At 61.8% G+C, this 18,984-nt stretch carries 19 protein-coding genes and 1 tRNA gene; 12 read left to right on the plus strand and 8 right to left on the minus strand.

From position 1 onward, the window contains the following. The first annotated feature begins 1 nt into the window (after window position 1). From NQ492_RS14640 to NQ492_RS14660, 5 genes are read left to right on the plus strand one after another with little or no spacing between them, the layout of a single operon-like run. Window positions 2-649, plus strand: a complete 648-nt coding sequence (locus tag NQ492_RS14640; protein WP_044054672.1) for a GNAT family N-acetyltransferase — start codon at window positions 2-4, stop codon at window positions 647-649. 33 nt (window positions 650-682) lie between these two features. Then, window positions 683-1,132 (plus strand): GatB/YqeY domain-containing protein, encoded by a 450-nt coding sequence (locus NQ492_RS14645; protein WP_015546025.1) that lies wholly within the window; start codon window positions 683-685, stop codon window positions 1,130-1,132. A 1-nt stretch (window position 1,133) separates the two neighbouring features. After that, window positions 1,134-2,042, plus strand: coding sequence for a hypothetical protein (locus NQ492_RS14650; RefSeq protein WP_015546026.1), 909 nt, complete (start codon window positions 1,134-1,136; stop codon window positions 2,040-2,042). Next, window positions 2,039-3,232 carry an MFS transporter gene (locus NQ492_RS14655; RefSeq protein ID WP_015546027.1) on the plus strand — a complete coding sequence of 398 codons (1,194 nt, stop codon included), beginning with the start codon at window positions 2,039-2,041 and terminating at the stop codon, window positions 3,230-3,232. Before NQ492_RS14650 ends, NQ492_RS14655 begins: the two co-directional genes overlap by 4 nt. Further along, window positions 3,222-3,872 carry a CatB-related O-acetyltransferase gene (locus tag NQ492_RS14660; protein WP_149887329.1) on the plus strand — a complete coding sequence of 217 codons (651 nt, stop codon included), beginning with the start codon at window positions 3,222-3,224 and terminating at the stop codon, window positions 3,870-3,872. Before NQ492_RS14655 ends, NQ492_RS14660 begins: the two co-directional genes overlap by 11 nt. Here NQ492_RS14660 and NQ492_RS14665 read toward each other — a convergent pair. Further along, the gene (locus NQ492_RS14665; protein ID WP_015546029.1) at window positions 3,843-4,208 is read right to left on the minus strand and encodes a DMT family protein; all 366 of its coding nucleotides are present in this window, start codon (window positions 4,206-4,208) and stop codon (window positions 3,843-3,845) included. The two genes, NQ492_RS14660 and NQ492_RS14665, sit on opposite strands and share 30 nt — an antisense overlap. Window positions 4,209-4,253: 45 nt before the next feature. Here NQ492_RS14665 and NQ492_RS14670 point away from each other — a divergent pair, with 45 nt between their 5' ends. Continuing rightward, entirely contained in the window at window positions 4,254-5,054 is an 801-nt protein-coding gene (locus tag NQ492_RS14670) for an SDR family NAD(P)-dependent oxidoreductase (RefSeq protein ID WP_044053958.1), read from the plus strand. On the opposite strand, the gene NQ492_RS14675 is transcribed toward NQ492_RS14670, so the two are convergent. Next, on the minus strand, window positions 5,051-5,710 hold the full coding sequence (locus NQ492_RS14675; protein WP_015546030.1) for an HAD family hydrolase: 660 nt from the start codon (window positions 5,708-5,710) through the stop codon (window positions 5,051-5,053). The two genes, NQ492_RS14670 and NQ492_RS14675, sit on opposite strands and share 4 nt — an antisense overlap. A gap of 63 nt (window positions 5,711-5,773) precedes the next feature. Next, entirely contained in the window at window positions 5,774-8,263 is a 2,490-nt protein-coding gene (locus NQ492_RS14680) for a DUF5686 family protein (RefSeq protein WP_015546031.1), read from the minus strand. 82 nt (window positions 8,264-8,345) lie between these two features. Here NQ492_RS14680 and ybaK point away from each other — a divergent pair, with 82 nt between their 5' ends. Continuing rightward, a complete protein-coding gene (gene ybaK / locus NQ492_RS14685) occupies window positions 8,346-8,837 on the plus strand; it encodes a Cys-tRNA(Pro) deacylase (protein WP_015546032.1) in 492 nt (163 codons plus the stop codon). A 291-nt stretch (window positions 8,838-9,128) separates the two neighbouring features. On the opposite strand, the gene rfbB is transcribed toward ybaK, so the two are convergent. Genes rfbB through rfbA form a run of 4 tightly spaced genes read right to left on the minus strand, consistent with a single transcriptional unit; the run spans window position 9,129 to window position 12,485 of the window. After that, the gene (rfbB, locus tag NQ492_RS14690) at window positions 9,129-10,187 is read right to left on the minus strand and encodes a dTDP-glucose 4,6-dehydratase (RefSeq protein ID WP_015546033.1); all 1,059 of its coding nucleotides are present in this window, start codon (window positions 10,185-10,187) and stop codon (window positions 9,129-9,131) included. After that, on the minus strand, window positions 10,184-11,044 hold the full coding sequence (rfbD, locus tag NQ492_RS14695; protein ID WP_015546034.1) for a dTDP-4-dehydrorhamnose reductase: 861 nt from the start codon (window positions 11,042-11,044) through the stop codon (window positions 10,184-10,186). Before rfbD ends, rfbB begins: the two co-directional genes overlap by 4 nt. Continuing rightward, window positions 11,041-11,604, minus strand: a complete 564-nt coding sequence (gene rfbC / locus NQ492_RS14700) for a dTDP-4-dehydrorhamnose 3,5-epimerase (RefSeq protein ID WP_015546035.1) — start codon at window positions 11,602-11,604, stop codon at window positions 11,041-11,043. The genes rfbD and rfbC overlap by 4 nt, the downstream gene beginning before the upstream one ends. Beyond that, the gene (gene rfbA, locus NQ492_RS14705) at window positions 11,601-12,485 is read right to left on the minus strand and encodes a glucose-1-phosphate thymidylyltransferase RfbA (protein WP_015546036.1); all 885 of its coding nucleotides are present in this window, start codon (window positions 12,483-12,485) and stop codon (window positions 11,601-11,603) included. The genes rfbC and rfbA overlap by 4 nt, the downstream gene beginning before the upstream one ends. 160 nt (window positions 12,486-12,645) lie before the next feature. Between rfbA and NQ492_RS14710 the strand changes: the two genes are divergently transcribed. Genes NQ492_RS14710 through NQ492_RS14720 form a run of 3 tightly spaced genes read left to right on the plus strand, consistent with a single transcriptional unit; the run spans window position 12,646 to window position 15,754 of the window. Next, window positions 12,646-13,038 (plus strand): WbuC family cupin fold metalloprotein, encoded by a 393-nt coding sequence (locus NQ492_RS14710; RefSeq protein WP_015546037.1) that lies wholly within the window; start codon window positions 12,646-12,648, stop codon window positions 13,036-13,038. After that, window positions 13,035-14,123, plus strand: a complete 1,089-nt coding sequence (locus NQ492_RS14715) for a nucleotidyltransferase domain-containing protein (RefSeq protein ID WP_015546038.1) — start codon at window positions 13,035-13,037, stop codon at window positions 14,121-14,123. Before NQ492_RS14710 ends, NQ492_RS14715 begins: the two co-directional genes overlap by 4 nt. 50 nt (window positions 14,124-14,173) lie before the next feature. Next, a complete protein-coding gene (locus tag NQ492_RS14720; RefSeq protein WP_015546039.1) occupies window positions 14,174-15,754 on the plus strand; it encodes a PDDEXK family nuclease in 1,581 nt (526 codons plus the stop codon). A 91-nt stretch (window positions 15,755-15,845) separates the two neighbouring features. Here the strand turns inward: NQ492_RS14720 and NQ492_RS14725 are convergent. Continuing rightward, a tRNA-Lys gene (locus NQ492_RS14725) sits at window positions 15,846-15,921 on the minus strand. A 279-nt stretch (window positions 15,922-16,200) separates the two neighbouring features. On the opposite strand from NQ492_RS14725, the gene NQ492_RS14730 reads away from it, so the two are divergent. After that, entirely contained in the window at window positions 16,201-17,391 is a 1,191-nt protein-coding gene (locus NQ492_RS14730; protein WP_015546040.1) for a saccharopine dehydrogenase family protein, read from the plus strand. Between the two features lie 427 nt (window positions 17,392-17,818). Further along, window positions 17,819-18,958: a carboxynorspermidine decarboxylase gene (gene nspC / locus NQ492_RS14735; protein WP_015546041.1), complete on the plus strand. Its 1,140-nt coding sequence runs from the start codon at window positions 17,819-17,821 to the stop codon at window positions 18,956-18,958. The last annotated feature ends 26 nt before the right edge of the window (window positions 18,959-18,984 follow it).

Consider the following 18,984-nt stretch of genomic DNA (forward strand, 5'->3'; position numbering starts at 1 on the left):
AGTGGAACTGAAATTGAGAACCGAACAGCCTGCGGATTACCGCGAGACGGAGAACGTTACGCGGGAGGCGTTCTGGAACCTCTATTCGCCCGGATGTTGCGAGCACTACCTGTTGCATGTCATGCGTGACAGTCCGGCGTTTGTGCCCGAGTTGGATCTCGTGGCCGAGCGCGATGGGCGAATCGTGGGCAATGTCGTTTCCTTGCGCGCGGTTCTCCACGGTGACGACGGAACGGACTGTGAGGTGTTGAGCCTCGGGCCGATTTCGGTCCTGCCGGAGTGCCAGCGTCAGGGCATCGGCGGCCGGCTGATCTCCCGGACCCGCGAACTGGCCCGGGAACTGGGATTTCGGGCCTTGCTGCTCTGCGGCGACCCGGATTATTATTTGTATCAGGGCTTCGTTCCCGCCGAGATGCTGGGAATCCGCACGGCGGATAACATGTATGCCATGGCCCTGCACGTCTGTGAACTGTACGACGGTGCGTTGTCCGGCATTCGGGGGCGCTATGTCGAGGATTCGATTTACGACATCGACCCCTCCGCCGCCGAGGCTTTCGACCGGGAGTTTCCTGCGAAGGGGAAAGTTGTCGGAACGGAGTCGCAGCGGCGTTTCGACGAGATTGTCGTCGTGCGGCGGCCTGCGGAGTGAGAAATTGGTTGTTTAACTTAAAATAAGAAAGTCATGTCGTTGGAACAGCAGATTTCGAAAGGAATCATGGAGGCCATGAAGGCCAAGGACACGGTGCGCCTGAGCGCGCTGCGCAATGCGAAGAAATACATCATCGAGGCCAAGACCGCAGGTCCGGAGATCGCCGAACTGCCCGACGCCGACGTGCTGAAGATCATCTCGAAGCTCGCCAAGCAGGGAACCGACTCGGCGGCGATCTTCTCCGAGCAAAACCGTCCCGACCTGGCGTCGGAGGAGCTGGCCCAGGTGGCCGTTTTCCAGGAGTTCCTGCCCAGGCAGCTCACCCCGGAGGAACTGACCGCCGAGGTCAAGGCCCTGATCGCCGAGGTCGGCGCCACGTCGATGAAGGAGATGGGCAAGGTGATGGGCGTGGCTTCGAAGAGGCTCGCGGGCCGCGCCGACGGCAAGGACATTTCGGCCAAGGTTAGGGAGCTGCTGGCTTAAAATGCACCTGCTGGAACACCTGCACCGCAACGTGAAGACCGTCGCCATGCCGACGGCCATGGTTGTCGGGGCGTTGCTGTGCCGTCCGATCTCGGCGCTGGAGGAGCTGTCGGGGCAGATGATCACCCCGACGCTGATCTTCCTGATGCTGTTCGTCACCTTCTGCCGCGTGAAACCCAGCCAGATGAAGCCTTCGATGCTCCATGTGTGGCTGCTGCTGGTTCAGACGGTGGCCTGCATCGGGGTTTTTCTGCTGCTGCGTCCGCTGGACCTCATTCTGGCGCAGGGGGCGATGGTCTGCGTGTTGGCTCCCGTGGCGATGGCCGCGGTGGTCATCGGCGGCATGCTGGGGGCCAACGTCGCCACGATGGCTACGTACAGCCTGCTCTGCAACATGGCCGTCGCGCTGCTGGCGCCCGTGATTCTGACCTTCACGGGGACGGGGGCGTGCACCTTCGCGCAGATCCTGGCCCGCATCGCGCCGCTGCTGGTGATGCCGTTCGCCGCGGCGCAGTTCTGCCGGCTGGTCATCCCGAAGGCGGCGAAATGGGTCGGCGACCACAGCCAGATCTCGTTCTATATGTGGCTGGCGTCGCTGCTGGTCATCATCGGCCGCACGACGGCCTTCATCATCGACCTGCGCGACGCTTCGCTCGCGACGGAACTGTGGCTGGCCTTCGCCGCGCTGGCTATCTGCCTCGGGCAGTTCAAGGTGGGGCGCATGCTGGGCCGCCGTTACGGCGACGCTCCTGCGGGCGGACAGTCTCTCGGGCAGAAAAACACGGTCCTCGCGGTGTGGATGGCCCAGTCGTTCCTCGACCCGATCTCCTCGATCGCCCCCACGGCGTACATCGTCTGGCAGAACTTCGTTAACTCGTATCAGATATGGAGAAAAGACCGCGGGAAATGAACCGGGCGGGCAGGACGGTCTATCCGATCCTGCTGATGGTCTGCGCCACCCATCTGCTCAATGACATGATGCAGTCCGTCATTCCGGCGGTCTATCCGCTCCTTAAGGAGAAATTCGGCTTCACGTTTGCCCAGATCGGCCTCATCACACTGGTTTTCCAACTAACCTCGTCGCTTCTGCAACCTGTCGCCGGGCGGCTGGCCGACCTCCATCCGCGGCCCTATTCGCTGGCCGCGGGGATGTGTTTCACGCTGTGCGGACTGCTTGCGCTCGCCGCCGCTCCCGGCTTCGCCCTGATTTTGGTGTCGGTCGGACTGATCGGCTGCGGTTCGTCGGTCTTCCATCCCGAATCCTCGCGCGTGGCCCAGCTCGCCTCGGGAGGTCGCAAAGGGCTGGCGCAGTCGATCTTTCAGGTCGGCGGCAATGCCGGAAGCGCCATGGGGCCCCTGCTGGCCGCGCTGATCGTGATTCCGTTCGGGCAGGCTTCGATCGGTTGGTTCGCACTGGCCGCGCTGCTGGCCATCTTCATCCTCGTAAAGATCGGGAACTGGTACAAACGGCAACTGGCTTTGGCAGCCCGCAGGCCCGCCGTTGCGGCGGATACCACGGGGCCCGGACTCTCGAAACGTAAAATTCGGAATGCGCTCATTATCCTGGGCGTGCTGGTTTTCTCGAAGTATTTCTACATCGCCTCGATGACCAACTATTTCACCTTTTTCCTGATGGACAAATTCTCGATGTCGGTGCAGGGAGCGCAGTATGCGCTTTTCGCTTTCCTCGCGGCTTCGGCGGCGGGGACCTTCATCGGCGGGCCGGTCGGCGACCGCATCGGACGTAAATACGTGATATGGGGCTCGATCCTCGGTGCGGCGCCCTTTACGCTGATGCTTCCCTATGCCGGCCTGACCGGGACCATCGTGCTGGCCGTCATCATCGGACTGGTCATCTCGTCGGCCTTCTCGGCCATTCTGGTCTATGCCACCGACCTGATGCCCGGCAAGGTCGGCATGATCGCCGGGGTCTTCTTCGGGCTGATGTTCGGACTGGGCGGCCTCGGCTCGGCCTTCTTCGGGTGGCTGGCCGACCGGACGAGCATCGAATTTATTTTCCGGGTCAGCACCCTGCTGCCCCTGCTGGGCATCATCACGGGCTTTTTACCCAACATAGAATTGAAAAGAGATGAAAAATAAGATATATCCCCGCGAGGGGGACCGGCAGACGGTCTATCTGAAAGAGGTCGTCTGCGACCCGAATATCGAGGTGGGGGAGTGGACGATCTACAACGATTTCGCGGCCGACCCCGTCGATTTCGAACGCAACAACGTGCTGTATCACTATCCGGTGAACGGCGACCGGCTGGTCATCGGGAAATTCTGCTCGCTGGCCTGCGGCGCGCGGTTCCTCTTCAACAGCGCCAACCATACGCTCAAATCGCTGTCCACCTATCCGTTCCCGATTTTCTGGGGCGAGGAGTGGGGCATCGACAAGTCGGAGGTGGCTTCGGCGTGGGACAACCGGGGCGACATCGTTGTCGGCAATGACGTGTGGATCGGTTACGAAGCGGTCGTGATGGCGGGCGTTACGATCGGTGACGGGGCGATCGTCGCCTCACGGGCCGTTGTGACGTGCGATGTGCCGCCCTATGCCATCGTCGGAGGCGTTCCGGCCAAGGTCATCAAATACCGCTTCGATCCGGCGACGGTCGAAAGCCTGCTTGCGATAAAATGGTGGGAGTGGCCTGCGGAGACGATCCGCCGGGCTTTGCCCCTGATCCGCGGCGGGAAGGCCGAAGAGCTGGCGCTATTTGCGGAAAATGAAATAGACGGCTAAAACCAGGCAGAGGAATCCCGCGAGGTGGTTCCAGCGCAGGGTGTCGGATTTCATAAAGACCAGCGCGAAGACGGTGAAGACCGAGAGCGATACGACCTCCTGAATCACCTTGAGTTCCCAGATCGAGAACGGACCTCCGAATTCGGCGCTGCCGATGCGGTTGGCGGGGACCTGGAAGCAGTATTCGAACAGCGCGATGCCCCAGCTCAACAGAACGATGGCCGTCAGCCCGAAGCGTTCGAGCCGTGATTTGAAGGCGATATGCCCGTACCACGCCAGCGTCATAAAGGCGTTGGAGACGACGAGCAGCAGAACGGTGGCGAGACCCCGAAACATAGGATACAGATTTTTAAACCGCGCAAAAGTAGCAAATTATTCGATATGATCTCCTCCCGGCAGCGAAAATACGCATTGGTGACCGGCGCTTCATCGGGAATCGGCCGCGAATATGCCGCGCAGCTGGCGGCAAAAGGGTATGATTTGGTAATGGCGGGCAATCGCAACGAAGAGAATCGCGCCGCGGCCCGGGAAATTGCGGCGCGTTACGGCGTGCGCACGCTGCCGCTCTGCATGGACCTTTCGGAACCGGATGCCGCCGTGAAACTCCATGCCGAAACCTCGGCGCGCGGCATCGAAATCGGGGTGCTCGTCTGCAATGCGGGCGTCCTGCTGTTCGGTCCGCTGGCCGCAGCCCCGCCCGAACGCATCGGCCGCATCGTCACGCTCCATTGCACGACGCCCGCGCTGCTGTGCCGTCTCTACGGGGAGGAGATGCGGCGACGGGGCGAGGGGTATATCCTCGTGATGTCGTCGGCGACGGCGTGGATGCCTTATCCGACGATTGCGGCCTATGCCGCGACGAAAAGTTTCCTGCGCACCTTCGCCCGGTCGCTGAATTTCGAGTTCCGCAAATACGGCGTCCGCGTGACGGGTGTTTTCCCGGGGGCGGTCGATACGCCGCTGTACGATCTGGACGCCGCCTGCCGCCGCCGGCTGCTTCGCTGGGGCGTCATGTCTGCGCCGCAGGAGGTGGCGCAACATGGCCTCCGGGCCTTGTTCCGGGGCCGTAGCAGCTGCATTCCGGGTGTTTTCACGAAAATCTGCGTCTGTGTCTGCCGGCTGGTTCCGGCGTGGCTGATGCGGTGCGTGCTGCGTATTCCCGCCGTCGCCCGGCTGTTTTAGGCCAGCAGGGCGCCGATGTCGTCGATGTCGGCGAATGAGTCGATGATCCGGTCGGCCTGCGGTTCGCGCTCCAGCTCTTCGCGCGGCAGAGTGGTCGTGAGGGCCACGATCCGGCCTGCGCCGGCCCGCCTCGCTGCTTCGAATCCCGCTCGCGCATCCTCGAAGATCACGCAGTCGGCGGGCGAAACGCCCAGCGCCGCAGCCGCCGTGAGGTAGATCTCCGGGTCGGGTTTGCAGCGCGACACCATGTCGCCCGAGATCGCCGCATCGAAATAAGGCCGGATCGCACAGCTGTCGAGCACGAAATCTACGTTGGCCTTGCATCCCGACGAACCCACGGCGCACGGAATCCCCGCCGCACGGAGCCGTTCGAGCAACTCCTTCAGCCCTTCCACCGGGCGGATGTCCGGGGCGTATATTTCGCGGTAGATGGCTTCCTTCTCGTCGGCCAGCGCCGCGAGGCCCTTTTCGCGGATCACCTCCTCGGGCATCACCAGCCGCATGATGTCGTCGTTGCCCATGCCGAACCCGTTGGCGAGTTTCTCTCTCCAGTCGGTGACGCCGTAGCGGGCGCAAAAGATTTCGAAGGCCCGGATGTGTACCGGGGAGTTGGCGACCAGCGTGCCGTCCATGTCGAATATAGCTGCTTTCTTCATCGTCGGTTTCGTTTTCAGGGCCTAAAGATAGGCAAAATCCCCGACACGCACGGCTTGCGCCGGTCAGAATTTGAGTTGCAGGCTTAAATTGACGGCGAAGTTCTGAATCTCCTGTCCGGGTTTGGGACTTCGGTGTGTGAGCCGCCAGATGCAGTCCACGCGGAAGAGCCTGAAGATGTTCTCCACGCCGAATCCGGCCTCGACATAGGGGTCCGACACCGAGGTCATGCCCGCGGGGAAGAGAAGGTCGGCCTGCGTTCCGGCCGTCGACCCGTTGTTTTCGCGCGAAAGCGTGCCCCACACGCCCTTGCAGACCAGCACCTCGCGCCATTTCAGCTTTTTGATCAGCGGCAGGCGGCCCAGCAGCACGCCGTTGAAGTGGTGCTCCCAGAACCACGACACCCATGCGTCGGAGGCGAACTCGTAGAAATTCATGCACGAGAAGGCGTAGGGATCGTAGAAATAGGTGCCGTTGCCCTCGTGGAGTTTGAGCAGTTGGTAGGGGACCTTGCCGAAGATGCGCCCGCCCTGCACCGTGATGTCCGAATACCCCACGGGCGGCAGTTCCGGACGGTAGCGGATGCCGCCTTCGAGGCGGTAGTATTCGTAGCTGCCGTGCAGCGCGTCGGGAATCCCCGCCGAGAATCCGAGCGTCAGGATGGGGTAGACCGAACCCATCGACTGCTTGTCGAAGGGCATGCGGTAGACCGTTTCGTTTTTCGAGAGCCGCAGGCCGACGTGCACCGCGGCGTCGGAAACCGAGTTGACGGGCACACCGTCGGGCCGCAGCATCGGCACGTAACGGTTGGCGAAGATGCGCTGCATGCGCGCGCCGGCGAAGGTGCTCACGCCGTGACACCACTCGTGTTCGTAGACCGCCTCGCCGCGGTTGACCATCGAGAGCCGCTGGTCGCCGCGCGAGAGTATCGACGAGAGGATGTTGCTCTCGGTCAGCGCGTTCTGCCCGGCGCCGAGCTGCATCACGTCGTGCCGTGCCGTGAGGGTCAGTTTGCGCGTGAGGTGGCGGTTGAAGGCCACCTCGACGCTGCCGCCGCCCTTCACGTCCTCGTCGCGCGTGCCGTAGGCCACGTAGCCCCCGACGCGCACCGTGCGGCTCACTTCGGTCGTCGTGCGCCCGCCCAGCTGCATGCGGAAGCCTTCCAGCTTGTTGAAGCTGGCCAGTTTGTAGTAGGGACCGATGCCGATGTATTTTGTATTCCAGTAGCCGACGATCACTGTGTTGATGAGGGTGTAGATGTTGCGGTACAGTGGCACGTGCTGCACCGAGTCGACCATTGCGTAGATGCCTTTCTCCTTTTCGCTCAAACTGTAAGGGCGCACCTGCTCCCAGAACTCCTCCCGGCGGTGCCCGGGTTCCTCGTCGCGCACCACGACGTTGTTGTCCATGCGCAGCACCTCGTCGGGGATCGGCTCGCCGATGCGCACGTCGCTGTAAGCCACCTCGCGCGTGCCGATGAACGAGGTGAGTTTCGACGAATCGGCCGTCGAGACGGAGAATTCCGCCGACACGCGGTCGCGGACGCGAAACCAGCGGCCCTTGTCCGCCGGACGGTTCTCGTTGTCGAGCATCAGGTGCCTGATCCAGTTGACGTTCACGCCCTTGGGCATGCGCGCCGAGGCCGACTGGAGGGCGTAGGACGCCGAGTCGATGTTGACCTCTCCGTCGAGCACCGGGGTGGTGAGGCGCTTGGGATGGAAGCGGATTTTGTAGATCTTGCGCCCCTCGGTCACCATGCTGTCCACCAGGAAATAGTTGTAGAACGCGCGTCCCCCGTCGGAGAGCGGGCTGGCGAAGCGCACGTTGAAGATGTCGATGAAGTTGTCGTAGAAATTCACGTCGCCGTGCATGCCTCCCGTGAACTGGGCCGCGGCGAAGTTGTCCTCGACGCCCGAGATGCGGCTGGCGCGGATCACCTCGCGCTTGAATGCCGGACGGCTGCTGCGGTAGAGGTCGGCCGTGGACTCGGAGATCATCGCCGGGAGATAGGCCTGGCCCGTGAGCGCCGAGGTGTCGACGTAATCGAAGACGAACCCGAAGTTGCGCTGGAGACGGCGGCTCCGGAACTGCGGCCTAATGTTCGTGAGGTCCAGCTCCATCTTGGTGTAGGTGCGGCAGCTGTACGTGTCGTACCGCTCGGGGTCGTTCAGCGGCTTGTTGCGGATCACGCCGTCGAGAATGGGGTAGGCGGGGTTTTCACCGGGGGTGATGACCACCTGCCCGATGCCGAACTCCACGGCTTCGAGGGCGAAATCCACGTGGTTGAAGGTTCCGGGCGTCAGCGGCAGGGTCCGTGTGGCGTAACCGACCATCGAGGCCTGCACGCGGCTCACGGTGTCGCGGGTTTCGAGGGCGTAGATTCCCTGCTCGTCGGTGGTGATTCCCGTCGTGGTTCCGGGGAATACGACGCTGACGAATTGCAGGGGCTTTCCGTCCGCGGCGTCGGTCACCTGCCCGCGCACGCGCGTGGTCTGCGCCGAAGCGCCTGCGGCCCAGAGAAGTCCTGCCAGAAATATGAGTGTCCGTTGCGCCATGATCGGGCAAATGTAGCAAAAATGCACACATTCGGGTAATTTAAACTACCTTTGCGGCAGATAAGAAGATAAAGGGAACAATATGGCACATCCCAAAGTCGAAAAGACGAATGCCGCGCGGCTGCTCGACCGCGCGAAGATCGCATACGAACTGGTTCCGTACCGGGTGGACGAAGAGCACCTCGCCGCGACGCACGTCGCCGAACAGCTGGGCGAGGATATAGCGACCGTTTTCAAGACCCTCGTTCTGAAGGGCGACCGTACGGGCTATTTCGTCTGCGTCGTGCCCGGCGACCACGAAGTGGACCTGAAAGCCGCGGCGAAGATCTCCGCCAACAAGAAGGCCGATCTGATTCCGATGAAGGAGCTGCTGCCCGTGACGGGCTACATCCGCGGGGGCTGTTCGCCGATCGGCATGAAAAAGGCCTTTCCGACCTACATCCACGCCACGGCTGCCGGCCTGCCTTTCATCTATGTCAGTGCGGGAGTGCGGGGGCTGCAACTCAAGGTCGCCCCTTCGGACCTGGCGGCCTGCGTCCGGGCGACGTTCGCCGAGATCAGCCGCAAAGGGTAGGTTTGATAAATACGGAGTTTTTCGTGGTTTTTTCTGAACGGAGTTATCGCATCTGCTTCCCGCCGCCACAAGCGGAGACTGATCCCGACTCGATGCCGCAGCCGTGAAACGCAGGGCGGCCTAAAAGCGCGAGCGGAGGGGGCGGTTTGTTTACAAACCCGCGAATAGTCGCCCGGAGCCAGCGTTAGGCCGCCCAAAGTAGGCGAAGGCATCTGTCGGAGAGTTTTTGGTACTTTTTGCGATCAAAAAGTACATAAGCACCGGATCGTGAAACGATCCGAAAATATGCGTCTACCGCCCGGTATACATTTCCTGATAGTACCGCTCGTATTCCCCCGAGGTGATGTCGTCCATCCACTCCTGGTTGGCGAGGTACCACCGCACGGTCTTCTCGATGCCCTCCTCGAATTGCAGCGAAGGTTCCCAGCCCAGCTCCTCCTTGAGTTTGCGCGAGTCGATGGCGTAGCGCAGGTCGTGCCCGGCCCGGTCGGTGACGTAGGTGATCAGCTTCTCCGAAGCCCCTTCGGGCCGTCCCAGCAGGCGGTCCACCGTCCGGATGATCACCCGGATCAGGTCGATGTTCCGCCACTCGTTGAAACCGCCGATGTTGTACGTCTCGCCGTCGCGTCCCCGGTGGAATATCGTGTCGATGGCCCGGGCGTGGTCCTCGACGTAGAGCCAGTCGCGGATGTTTTCGCCCCGGCCGTAGACCGGAAGCGGCTTTTCGTGGCGGATGTTGTTGATGAACAGCGGTATGAGCTTCTCGGGAAACTGATAAGGCCCGTAGTTGTTCGAACAGTTCGTCACCACGGCCGGGAATCCGTACGTGTCGTGGAACGCCCGTACGAAATGGTCCGACGAGGCTTTCGACGCCGAGTAGGGCGAGTGGGGGTCGTAGCGGGTCTGCTCGGTGAAGAGCGTCCCGTCGAACGGCAGCGCCCCGTAGACCTCGTCGGTCGAGATGTGGTGGAAGCGTCTGCCTTCCCATGTGCCGTTCCAATGCTCCCGTGCGGCCTGCAACAGCGTCAGCGTCCCCATCACGTTGGTCCACGCGAAAGTGAACGGATCGCGGATCGAGCGGTCGACGTGGCTTTCGGCCGCGAGATGGATCACCCCGTCTATGTCGTACTCCGCGAAGAGGCTGCGCATGGCGTCGTAGTCGCAGATGTCGCCTTTGACGAACGTGTAGTTCGGACGGTTCTCGACGTCCCGCAGGTTCGCGAGGTTGCCGGCGTAGGTCAGGCGGTCGAGGTTTACGATCCGACAGTCGGGGTATTTCCCGACGAACAGCCGCACGACGTGCGAGCCGATGAATCCGGCGCCGCCGGTGATCAGGATATTGCGTTTCATCGCAGCATGTTTTTCAGACAGTAGAGCATCGACTCCCGCCAGTGGGGGATTTCCAGCCCGAACGTCTCTTTGATTTTGCTTTTGTCCAGCACCGAGTAGGCCGGGCGGGCGGCCTTGGTCGGGAATTCCGCCGTGCGGCAGGGGCGGATGCGGCATTTGTCGTGCCCGGCGGCGGCGGCGATCTCCGCGGCGAAGTCGTACCACGACGCCACGCCCTCGTTCGAGAAGTGGTAGAGGCCCTCGTTTCCGGCGAAATAGCCGCCTTCGACGATCGAGAAGATCGTCATGGCCAGGTCCCCGGCGTAGGTCGGGGTCCCCGCCTGATCGAAGACCACGTTCAGACGCTCCTTTTCGGCCGTCAGCCGGAGCATCGTTTTCAGGAAGTTGTTCCCGTATTCGGAATAGAGCCACGCTGTGCGGAAGGTCAGGTATTTGCACCCCGACTCCGCGACGGCCCGCTCCCCGGCGAGTTTCGTGCGTCCGTAGACGCCCAGCGGTGCGGTCGGGGCGTCTTCCGTGTAGGGCAGGTGTGCCGTGCCGTCGAAGACGTAGTCCGTCGAGACGTGGATCAGCGTCGCGCCGTTCGCCTCCGCGGCCCGGGCGAGGTTCTCCGCCGCCCCGCGGTTCAGCCGGTCGGCCGCCTCCTCGTCCTCCTCGGCGCGCTCCACGTTGGTGTAGGCCGCGCAGTTTACGATCACTTCGGCGCGGGTCTGCGCCACGGCCTGCCGGACGGCCCCGGCGTCGGTGACGTCGAGTTCCGCCACGTCGGTAAAGGTGTAGTTGTTGGGCGATACGGCGCTCAGCCGCTGCATTTCACGGCCCAGCTGGCCGTTGGCGCCCGTTACGAGTATGTTCATGGTCTGTCGTATTCGAAAAGTTCCGGTGCGTCGGCCAGCTTCGGGTGCCGGCGGTCTTTCTCCGAGAGGAGTATTTCGCCGGCCGGAAGCCGCCAGTCGATCGCGAGCGCGGGGTCGTCCCACGCGATGCCGCCCTCGCTGCCGGGGGCGTAGTAGTTGTCGCATTTGTATTGGAAGACGGCCTCGTCGCTCAACACGGCGAATCCGTGGGCGAATCCGCGGGGGATGAACAACTGCCGCTTGTTCTCTCCGTCGAGCAGCGCGGCGACGTGCCGTCCGAAGGTCGGCGATCCGCGGCGGATGTCCACCGCCACGTCGAGCACGCGGCCCCTGACCACGCTCACCAGCTTCGCCTGGGCGTATTCCCCCTTCTGGAAATGCAGGCCCCGGACCACTCCGTAGCGCGATTTCGACTCGTTGTCCTGCACGAACCGCACCGGCCCGACCAGTTCGTCGAACCGCCGCTGCGAGAAACGCTCCATAAAATAACCCCTTGCGTCCCCGAACACCTCCGGTTCGAGAAGCACCACGCCGGGGATCTCCGTTTTTATCGCTTTCATCGTTTCGATTCTTCGATTACCTTCAACAGATACCGTCCGTACTGGTTCTTGAGCATCTGCCCGGCCAGTGCGCGCATCTTCTCCTCCGTGATCCAGCCGTTGCGGTAGGCGATGCCTTCAAGGCAGGCGATTTTCAGTCCCTGCCGCTTCTCGATCACCTCCACGAAGATCGAGGCTTCGGCCAGCGAGTCGTGCGTGCCCGTGTCGAGCCATGCGAATCCCCGCTGGAGGGTCTGCACTTTCAACGCTCCGCCGGCGAGAAACGCCTGGTTCACCGAGGTGATCTCCAGTTCGCCGCGCGCCGAGGGACGGATGGATTTGGCCACCTCCACGACCTTGTTGGGGTAGAAGTACAGCCCCACCACGGCGTAGTTCGACTTCGGATGCGCAGGCTTCTCCTCGATCGAGAGGCAGTTGCCCGCGGCGTCGAACTCCGCGACGCCGTACCGCTCGGGGTCCTCGACCCGGTAGCCGAAGATCGTCGCCTTGCCCGCTTCCTCCGCGCTGCGCACGGCCTCCCGGAGCATGCCCGTGAAGCCCGCTCCGTGGAAGATATTGTCGCCCAGCACCAGACAGACCGAATCGCCGCCGATGAACTCCTCGCCGATCAGAAACGCCTGCGCCAGCCCGTCGGGCGAGGGCTGTTCGGCGTACTCGATGCTTACGCCGTAGTCCGAGCCGTCGCCCAGCAGCCGCCGGAATCCCGGGAGGTCGGCCGGCGTCGAGATCACGAGTATCTCGCGGATGCCGGCCAGCATCAACGCCGAAATCGGATAATAAATCATGGGCTTGTCATAAATGGGCAGCAGTTGCTTGCTCACACCTTTCGTGATGGGATACAGGCGCGTGCCCGAGCCTCCGGCTAATACGATACCTTTCATTTTCTTGCGTCGTTGACGTCGCCCGCGGGCCTTTTCTCCGGGTCTTCGGGCGGATAATTTCGATCGAAGGTACGGTTTTTTTGCGAAAATCCGATCTCCGTGCCTGTTTTTTTGCAAAGTATCGCTATCTTTACCGGGACTAATTCAAACCATAGACAGTATGATTCTCGACGATAAACTTCTGGACGAAGTGACCGCCCGGGCGAAGACGAGCGAACGCCTGCGGATGAATTTCAACCTTCACGACTCGCTCGACGCCAAGGCCCAGCGTCTGCTCAACGCCCTGGAGCCGGGCACGGTGCTGCCCGTGCACCGCCATCCCCACACGGATGAAACCTATGTCATCCTGCGCGGCCGCTTCGACGTGATTTTCTGCGACGAGCACGGCCGCCAGACGCAGCGTTTCGCGCTCGACCCGCTGAAAGGCGTCTACGGCATCCACGTCCCCAAAGGGCAGTGGCACACGCTGGAGGTTCTCGAAAGCGGCACGGTGCTGTTCGAGGTCAAGGACGGTCCCTATGCGCCGTTGGCGCCGGAGGACATGGTGCGATGACGCGGGCTGCCGAACGACTGTTCGCCCTCGTGCGGGCGACGCTGCGCAACCGTATGGACGACGCATCGCTGTTCGAGGGGACCGACGCGGCGCAGTGGCGTGAAATCTACGACCTCTCCTCGGTGCAGGGCGTGCTGGCCCAGGCGTGGGACGGGATGCAGCTCCTGCCCGAAGCGATGCGGCCGCCCAGGGCGCTGCGCCTGCAATGGGCCGTCAACGTCGAACGGATCGAAAAGGTCTACCGCCGGCAGGAGCGGGCCATCGCCCGCCTCGCGGCGTTCTACCGCGAGCATGCGATCCCGATGATGCTGCTCAAGGGCTACGGCTTGAGCCTTTTCTATCCCGTTCCGGAACACCGTCCCTGCGGGGACATCGACATCTGGCTTTTCGGGCGTCAGCCCGAGGCCGACAAGCTGGTCGCCCGGGAGTGGGGCGTTCCGGTCGACGTGCACAAGGAGCACCACACGACGTTCGACGTCGACGGCATCATGGTCGAGAACCATTACGACTTTGTCAATAAGGAGACGCACGCCTCCAACGCGCGTCTCGAACGGCTGTTCAAGCAGTATGCCGCGCAGCCCGGCGAGTCGGTCGCCGTTGCGGGCGTAGCCGTCTACCTGCCTTCGGAGCAGCTCAACGCCCTGTTCCTGCTGCGCCATGCCGCCGTGCATTTCGCGGCGATCAACATCGGCCTGCGGCATGTTCTGGACTGGTGCGTCTTCGTCGCGCACTGCCACGACCGGATCGACTGGCCGGCTCTGTACGCCGTGGCCCGGGAGACCCGGATGGTCGGGTTTCTGAACTGCCTCAACGCCCTCTGCGTCGACTGCCTGGGGCTGGAGGCCCCGTCGCTCCCGGATTTCGAACGCGACGCCGAACTCGAAAAGCGGGTGCTGGACGAAATCCTCTCCCCGGCGTTCTCCGGCGAGCAGCCCGAAGGGTTGCTGCGCGTGGTCCGGTTCAAGACCCGCCGCTGGTGGGCGAACCGCTGGAAACACCGGCTGGTCTTCGACGAGGGTCTTGCCGGCGCCTTCGTGCATTCGGCCTGGGCGCACCTGAAACGTCCCCGATCCATCGCACACTGACGGGAGCCGGCTTATGCCGGCTCTTCCGTTTTACCGCATAACCCGATCGCATGATGAAGAAAAAGAGCCACCCGGAATTCGTGCGTGCCCTGAAGGCGCGGAATCTCAAAATCACGGTCGTCGGAACATACGAAAACTGCCTCTCCCGGGTTGCCGTAAGATGCGACGTATGCGGTTGGGAGTGGGCGCCGGTCGGGGGCAGCCTGTTGCGCGGCCACGGTTGTCCCAAGTGCGCGGGAACCATGCGGAAATCCCACGCGGAGTTCGTGGAGGAGCTAAAATCCAGAAGGGATGACGTGATCATCGTCGGCCCGTATGTGAAAGCGCTCGAAAAGACCCGGTTCCGGTTCCTGAAATGCGGACACGAATGGGACGTGACCCCTGCGCATATACTTAACGGCCGGGGATGTCCGTTGTGCGCGCATTCCCGCCGGGGAGCGTCCCAGCGGCTGACGATGGAGCGTTTTTTGAAACGCCTCCATAAAATCGACCGGAATCTCGTCGTCCGGGAGGGCGGGAAATATGTAAACTATACGACGCCGATCCCTCTCCGCTGCAACGCCTGCAAATACGAGTACGAAGTAAAGCCGAGCGATGTTCTGCACGGTGGCGGCTGTCCGAACTGCCACAGGGCATGCACTTCCTTTCCGGAACAGTTTATCCGCCACGCCTTTGTCCGCATGCTCGGCGAATCGGAAGTCCTGTCGCGGGACAAGACTGCGGCAGGTGTCGAACTGGACGTCTGCATTCCCGCCTTGAGGGCGGCCGTGGAACCCGGTTCGTGGTACTGGCATCGGAATCTGGTGGAGAGGGATCGGGAAAAGCGTCTGCTGTGCGAAAGGAAAGGCATCCGGCTGATAACCGTATATGACCATTATGATGAAACGGCCGTTCCTTTCGACGATTGCCTGGTGACTCCCTGCGACCTTGCCTCCCGCCGGAATATGGACAAGCTGGTTGCGGTGACGAAAACCCTCCTCGGGGCGTTCGGGCTGGATTCGGACCTCGCCGCGGGCGAATGGGAGACGATCCGGAGGAGGGCCGAACTGGATTCGCGGCGGATGACCACCGAAGAATTCCGGGCGGAGCTGGCCGGGATCAATGATAAAATCGAGGTTATCGGCGAATACACGAGGGCCTCTGATAAAATCAGGGTGCGGTGCAAGGTCTGCAATCACGAGTGGTCCGTTGCGCCCACGACCCTGCGCCGGGGTTCGGGATGCGCCAGCTGTGCCGGCAGGTTGAAACTCACGCATGAACGGTTCGTCGAAAGATTGAACCTGTTGCATCCGGAGATCGTCCCTCTGACCGAGTATGTCAACAGCCAGACCCGCATGACATTCGAGTGCAGGGCCTGCGGCCATGTATGGTCGGCGCAGGCGTATGGCCTCATCGCGAAATCCCGCTCTTCCGGCTGCCGGAAATGCTCCGTTTGGGCGATGCTGCGACGACGAAGCCGGAAGGTAAGGTGCATCACCACCGGTGAGGTGTTCGACACGCTTCGGGAAGCCGCCGCCAAATACGGCGTCAGCCGCTCGGCGATCAGCCAGTGTTGCAGCGAGCCTCCGAAACTCAAACGTGCCGGCGGCCGGGAGTGGGAATACGTCGACCTGCTTTCCGGAGAGCGTTGACCTGACGCGGCCGATGCGCGGGAACCGGCCGGATAAAACCGGTCTCTCCTTCCCGAAAACGAAAAAAGGAAGGCCTCGACCTTCCTTTCTCTGGTGATCCCGCTGGGGCTCGAACCCAGGACCCCAACATTAAAAGTGTTGTGCTCTACCAGCTGAGCTACGGAATCTCCGTGTGCCAAAATGGGAATCGTTTCCGTTTTGGTGGTGCAAATGTACGGATTTATTTTTAAAATCCAATACCCGGCCTGCAAATTTTGCGCAAAAGTGTGTTTTTTGCCTTTCCGGCTGCCGGATGCCGCCTGCAGGCGATAGGCGTCCGGGCATCTTCCGGCGGTTTCGGCCGGCCGGGATTGTGAAATTTGGCGCGCGGATTTTGTTTTGCCGAAATAAAAGGATATTTTTGTAGGCGTTAAGATGAAATCTAACTTTTAAAACCGAATAATTCTATGTGTAAAGCGCTGATAATCGGAGCCGGCGGCGTCGGAACGGTGGTGACGCAGAAAATCGCGGCCAATCCCGTCTTCACGGACGTGATGCTGGCCAGCCGTACCAAATCCAAATGCGACGCCGTTGCGGCCGCCATCGGCGGCAACCGCGTGAAGACCGCCGAGGTCGACGCCGACAGCGTGCCGCAGCTGTGCGAACTGTTCCGCGCGTTCAAACCCGACATCGTGGTCAACGTGGCGCTTCCGTACCAGGATCTCACGATCATGGACGCCTGCCTCGAATGCGGCTGCAACTACCTCGACACGGCCAACTACGAGCCGAAGGACGAGGCGCATTTCGAATACTCGTGGCAGTGGGCCTATCAGGACCGCTTCAAGGCCGCGGGACTCACGGCGATCCTCGGCTGTGGTTTCGACCCGGGCGTGACGGCCATCTTCACGGCCTATGCCGCCAAGCACCATTTCGATGAAATCCACTACCTCGACATCGTCGACTGCAACGCCGGCAACCACGGCATGGCTTTCGCCACGAACTTCAACCCCGAGATCAACATCCGCGAGGTGACCCAGAAAGGGCGTTATTACGAGAACGGAGAGTGGGTGGTGACCGAGCCGCACGAGATCCACAAGCCGCTCAATTATCCGGGCATCGGCGAGCGCGAGTCGTACGTCATCTACCACGAGGAGCTGGAGTCGCTCGTGAAGAACTATCCCACGATCCGGCGTGCGCGCTTCTGGATGACCTTCGGTCAGGAGTACCTGACGCACCTGCGCGTGATCCAGAACATCGGCATGGCGCGTATCGACCCGATCATCTACAACGGGGTCGAGATCGTCCCGATCCAGTTCCTCAAGGCGGTTCTTCCCGATCCCAAGTCTCTGGGCGCCAACTATCACGGCCAGACCTCGATCGGCTGCCGCATCAAGGGCCTGAAGGACGGCAAGGAGCGCACCTACTATATTTATAACAACTGCGACCACGAACAAGCTTTCAAGGAGACCGGCACGCAGGCCGTGTCGTTCACCACGGGCGTTCCGGCGGCTTTGGGCGCTTCGATGTGGGCCAAGGGCCTCTGGCGCGGCGCCGGCGTGTTCAACGTCGAGGAGTTCGATCCCGATCCGTTCCTCGCCGAGCTGGGCGAGCAGGGCCTGCCGTGGCACGAGCTGTTCGATGTGAATCTCGAAGTGTAGGTTTTTGAAGATTGCGGCGCAGATGCCGCACATCCCTCAAAATCCCCGGATGGATAGTGCCGAAGTACGTCCCATCCGGGGATTTTTCACGATGCACGACAGATGCACCGCACCGATCGAAAACCGCAGCGGGATTTTCCGCTCCTCCAAAATCAAAACTGTCGTATCGTTTTCCGCAGAACCGCTTTTCCCGAAATGCCCCTGCCGGCGACCGGCTCCGATGCTTATTTCCGGACCGGGTTTCGCAAGCGATAAGTATAAATGCGTATTTTCCCGAAAACCAAGCCTGCGCAGCGTGGTTTTCAGGAGGTTTTTGCTACTTTTGCAACTGTTTTGGACGTTTTCGTTGAGCGAGGGCAGAGCCGGGCTTGCCCGGATTATGCCGAGCGGAGAAAACGAAGGATGAAATCCAACTAAAAACAATTCGATGATTGACTTTCTGAAACTGCCTTCACCGTGCTACGTCCTCGACGAGGAGCTGCTGGACCGGAACCTGGCGACTGTCGACCGTGTGCGCCGGGAATCGGGCGCCGAAATTATCGTCGCCCTGAAGGCCTGCGCCATGTGGAGCATTTTTCCCGAGCTGGCGAAGCATTCCGACGGTGCGACTGCAAGTTCCGCCGCCGAGGCGCGTCTCGTTTTCGAGGAGTTCGGGCGTCCCGCCCACACCTACGCCCCGGTCTACACGGACTCCAATATCGACGAAATCCTCAATTGCAGCGATCATATCACGTTCAATTCGCTGTCGCAGTTCCGCCGCTTCGGCCAGAAAGCCCTTATCAACGGCATTTCCTGCGGCCTGCGGATCAACCCGCAGTATTCGCCCGTCGAGACGGACCTCTACAACCCCTGCGTCCCCGGCTCGCGGCTGGGCGTCACGGCCGAACAGCTGGCGGCGCACGGCGGACTTCCGGCGGGTGTCGAGGGGCTGCATTTCCACGTCCTCTGCGAATCGCGCCCGGAGCATCTGCAAAAGGCGCTGGAGGCCGTCGAGACGCATTTTGGAGCGTATCTCGACCGGATCAAATGGCTCAACATGGGCGGCGGCCACCTGATGACGGCCTCGTGGTATGACTGCGACCGCCTGATCGCCCTGCTGAAGGCGTTCAGGTCCCGCCATCCGAACCTGCGGCTGATTCTCGAACCCGGCAGCGCCTTCACGTGGCGCACGGGCTTTCTGGTTTCGACCGTCGAGGACATCGTGGAGAACGGCGGGGTGACGACGGCGATGCTCGACGTGTCGTTCGCCTGCCACATGCCCGACTGCCTCGAAATGCCCTACAAACCCGCCGTCATCGGAGCGCATGAACCTGCCGACGGCGAAAAGCGCTGGCGCATGGGCGGCACGAGCTGCCTTGCGGGCGACTACTGCGGCGACTGGGCTTTCGACCGCGAGCTGAAGGTGGGGGAGCGCGTCGTCTTCGAGGACATGATCCACTACACGATGGTCAAGACCACGATGTTCAACGGCGTCCACCATCCGGCCATCGTCATCGCGCGCCGCGACGGCCGCACCGACGTCATCCGCGAATTCGGCTACGAGGACTTCCGGAACCGCATGTCATAGACAATATTGAATTCAGATATACGAAA

It is taken from the genome of Alistipes shahii WAL 8301, from assembly GCF_025145845.1.
Classification (GTDB): domain Bacteria; phylum Bacteroidota; class Bacteroidia; order Bacteroidales; family Rikenellaceae; genus Alistipes; species Alistipes shahii.